Origin of the sequence: Streptomyces sp. SM1 (genome assembly GCF_002910825.1) — a bacterium.
Classification (GTDB): Bacteria; Actinomycetota; Actinomycetes; order Streptomycetales; family Streptomycetaceae; genus Streptomyces; species Streptomyces okerensis.
Map to the genome: position 1 here is coordinate 1 of NZ_NEUB01000372.1, position 3,858 is coordinate 3,858.

1 protein-coding gene and 1 pseudogene are annotated in these 3,858 nt (G+C 74.1%); one reads left to right on the forward strand and one right to left on the reverse strand.

Annotated features, from left to right (window positions below; all coding sequences use genetic code 11):
• Positions 1 to 147 precede the first annotated feature (147 nt).
• Positions 148 to 2,583: a right-handed parallel beta-helix repeat-containing protein gene (locus tag B9S61_RS09530; RefSeq protein WP_181007313.1), complete on the forward strand. Its 2,436-nt coding sequence runs from the start codon at positions 148 to 150 to the stop codon at positions 2,581 to 2,583.
• A gap of 13 nt (positions 2,584 to 2,596) precedes the next feature.
• Here the strand turns inward: B9S61_RS09530 and B9S61_RS09535 are convergent.
• Positions 2,597 to 3,858: pseudogene (locus B9S61_RS09535) on the reverse strand (hypothetical protein); the annotation flags it as partial.

A 3,858-nucleotide genomic window follows, 5' to 3' on the forward strand; every position in this document is an offset into this window, starting at 1 on the left:
GCCATCGGCTGACGGCGTTCCCGCTCCGGTCAACCCGGTGCCCGCGCGCACGCTACGGTGGTCCGGCCGAACCGATCGGCGAGGAATCGGCGAGAACACGGGCGGGAACGAGCCATCAGTACGACAGGGTGGGGGCACAGCTCAGCCATGGCACAGGGCACGGTCCAGGTGACGCACACCGGCACATCGAGGTGGCGCCGCCGCACGGGTGAGTACGCGTCGCTCGCCGCCGCTCTGGAGGCCGCGGCCGAGGGCGACGTCCTCACCGTCGCTCCGGGAACCTATCGGGAGAATCTCGTCCTCCAGCGGGCGGTGACGCTGCGCGGCCCCGAGGGCTCGCCCGGCTCGGTGCGCATCGCGCCCGTGGACGGCGTCCCGCTGACCGTGCGCGCCTCGGCGGTGGTGCGGGACCTGCATGTGGAGGGCCAGGACACCACCTCCCCCGCCGTACTCGTCGAGGAGGGCACCCCCGAGCTGCGCGACGTCCGCGTGGTCACCCGGTCCGCGGCCGGCATCGAGGTACGCGGCGGCGCCCGGCCCTCGGTGCGCCGCTGCACGGTCGACAATCCGGCGGGCGTCGGCATCGCCGTACTGGACGGTGCGGGTGGGGTGTTCGAGGAGTGCGAGGTGGTCGCCGCGGGGCAGGCGGGGGTCGCCGTGCGCGGCGGGGCCCACCCTCGGCTGGAGCGCTGCCGGGTGCACCACGCCGCGGGCTCGGGGCTGACCGCGACCGGGGAGAACTCGGCGCTCGAGGCCGTGGGATGCGAGGTCTACGAGGTGAGGGGCAGCGGCATCCAGGTGACCGCGCGCGCCACCGCGCACCTCACCGACTGCGATGTGCACCGCACGACCGGGGACGGGGTCACGCTCGACACGGACGCGGTGCTGACACTGGCCGACTGCCGCATCCACGACATCCCGGAGAACGCGGTCGACCTGCGGTCCCGCTCGGTCCTCACCCTGACCCGCACCAGCGTGCGGCAGTTCGGCCGCAACGGTCTGTCGGTGTGGGACCCGGGCACGCGCGTGGACGCCAACCAGTGCGAGATCTTCGACAGCACGGGCGACTACCCGGCGGTGTGGATCAGCGACGGCGCCACGGCCGTACTGGACTCCTGCCGGGTGCACGACGTGCCCGACGCGCTGTTCGTCCTCGACCGCGGTTCCCGCGCGGACGTCGTCGACAGCGATCTGTCGCAGGTGCGCAACACGGCCGTGTCGGTGAGCGACGGCGCCACCGCGCAGCTCGACGACTGCCGGATCAGCGAGGCGGCGACGGGCGCCTGGTTCCGCGACCACGGCAGCGGCGGCACGCTCAGCAACTGCACCCTGGACGGCACCCAGACCGGGGTGATCGTCACCAAGGGAGCCGACCCCACCGTCGAGCGCTGCACGGTCGGTTCACCCGCAGAGGCCGGCGTCTACGTGTCGGCCGGCGGTCGCGGCACCTTCGTGAACTGCCGGGTCACGGGCAGCGGCGGCTACGGCTTCCATGTGATCGACGGCAGCCGTACGACGCTGCGGAAGTGCCGTACGGAGCGGTGCGCGCGCGGCGGTTACGAGTTCGCCGAGGGCGCGGACGCGGGGCCGGGTTCCGGCGGTCCGCTCGTCGAGGACTGCTCGAGCGACGAGAGCGGCAGCCTGAGGGCGCCCTCGGCACCGGAACCGGCCGCGCAGACGACGAGCGGCTCCACCGGTCTGCTGGGTACGGTTCCGGCCGCCCGGACGACCGGTCCGGCACCGTCCGTCCCGCCCGCCGCCGGACCGGACACCCGCACGTCCAAGGCTGTGCTCGGCGAACTCGACGCGCTGGTGGGCCTGGAGAGCGTCAAGCGCGAGGTGCGTGCCCTCACCGACATGATCGAGGTGGGGCGGCGCCGGCAGCAGGCGGGACTGAAGGCGGCGTCGGTCAAACGGCATCTGGTCTTCACCGGCTCACCCGGCACCGGCAAGACCACCGTCGCCCGTCTCTACGGCGAGATCCTCGCCTCGCTCGGGGTGCTGGAGCAGGGCCATCTGGTCGAGGTGTCCCGGGTGGACCTGGTCGGCGAGCACATCGGTTCCACGGCGATCCGCACCCAGGAGGCCTTCGACAGGGCGCGCGGCGGTGTGCTGTTCATCGACGAGGCGTACGCGCTCTCCCCCGAGGACGCCGGGCGGGACTTCGGCAAGGAGGCCATCGACACCCTGGTGAAGCTGATGGAGGACCAGCGGGACTCGGTCGTGGTGATCGTGGCCGGCTACACGGCGGAGATGGAGCGGTTCCTTTCGGTCAACCCGGGTGTGGCATCCCGTTTCTCACGGACGATCACCTTCGGCGACTACGGCCCGGAGGAACTGCTGCGGATCGTGCGTCAGCAGGCCGAGGAGCACGAGTACCGGCTGGCGCCGGGCGCGGCCGAGGCGCTGCTGACGTACTTCACCGAGATCCCCAAGGGGCCCGCGTTCGGCAACGGGCGCACCGCGCGGCAGACCTTCGAGGCGATGGTCGAGCGGCACGCGAGCCGCGTCGCCCAGCTCGACGAGCCGACCACCGACGACCTGACCCTCCTCTACGCCGAGGACCTGCCCTCGCGGCCCTGAGCGGTACGGCGCCCTAGGCGGCGGGGCCGCCACCGGGCTTCTCCGTGTGCCGCGGGGCCGGCACCCCGGGCCGCAGGCGGGCGAGCAGCCGGCCGCGTTCCTCGGCGAACGCGGGGTCGGCCTGGTAGTCGGAGTGGCCGAGGATCGGCGCGGGCAGCGGATGGTTCTCGGTGCGGCCGTAGGCGAGGGGGTCCTGGAGCGCGGGGCGGTCCACGCCGGGGCCGTCGTCGCCCGGCAGGCGCATGGGTCCGCCGATGGGGTCGGTACGCCGGTGGAGGTTGCGCCAGCAGTCGACCTCCTGGTGCAGGAAGCCGAGCGCCTCGGGCCCGAAGTGGGCGGGGAACCAGCGGCCGTACAGCCGCTCCAGCGGGGATCCGTAGGTCAGCAGGGCGACGCGCCTGCGGGTGGCCGGCGGGAGCTGCCAGGCCGCGGCGGCGGCGAGGACGCTGCCCTGGGAGTGGCCGGAGAGCACCAGCCGCCCGCCGGTGGACCGGGTCCAGGTGGCGATCCGCCAGGTCAGGTCGGGCACGGCGCGCTCCGCGTAGCAGGGCGGCGCGAAGGGGTGGGCGGCGCGCGGCCAGAAGGTGCCGACGTCCCACAGGATGCCGATGGTGCGCCGTGCGGAGGGGTCCTTGTACGCGCGGCGGCCCCATGTGACGAGGAGTATGAATCCGAGTCCGATCAGCCAGGAGCCCAGCGCCTGCGCGGTCTCGGCCGCGCCGTGGACGACGTCGTACGAACCCTGTGCCGCCTCGCCGGGGGTCCTGTCGGTGGTGAGCGCGCCGACGAGGGCGCCGGCACCCAGCAGCAGGGTGGCGGCCGAGGTGACGGCGAGGATGCGCGGTCCGCGGTCGGTGAGGGCGGCCATCGCGCGTACGGAGGCGATACGGCGGGTCCGGCCGGGGTCGCCCGTCTCACCGGCGTACTCGCGCTCCACCGCGGCGCGTTCCGCGCGGGCGATGTGCACGGCGCGCCGGGCGAGCCAGCCGCACATCACCAGCAGCAGGACGAGCAGCGGCGGGATCACGGAGGCCTGCCAGGTGAGCAGCACCGGCGGTCCGGGCATCGAGGTGCCGGTACCGTCCAGCCAGTCGGCGACGCGCTGGGAGACGCCGCCGGACATGACACCGCCCAGCGCGCAGGCGAGCATGGCGACGGCGGGCCCGGCCTGGCCCCGCACGGCGGCGCGCCGGTCGGGATCGGTGCGGTACAGGGTGTGGGCGGACCCGGCGAGGACGATCACCAGCAGGCCCTGCGCGAGGGCGAGGGCGCCGA

What these genes read in the sequence shown, in the direction of transcription:
- B9S61_RS09530 (WP_181007313.1), top strand. Translation starts at nt 148, where the DNA reads ATGGCACAGGGCACGGTCCAGGTGACGCACACCGGCACATCGAGGTGG.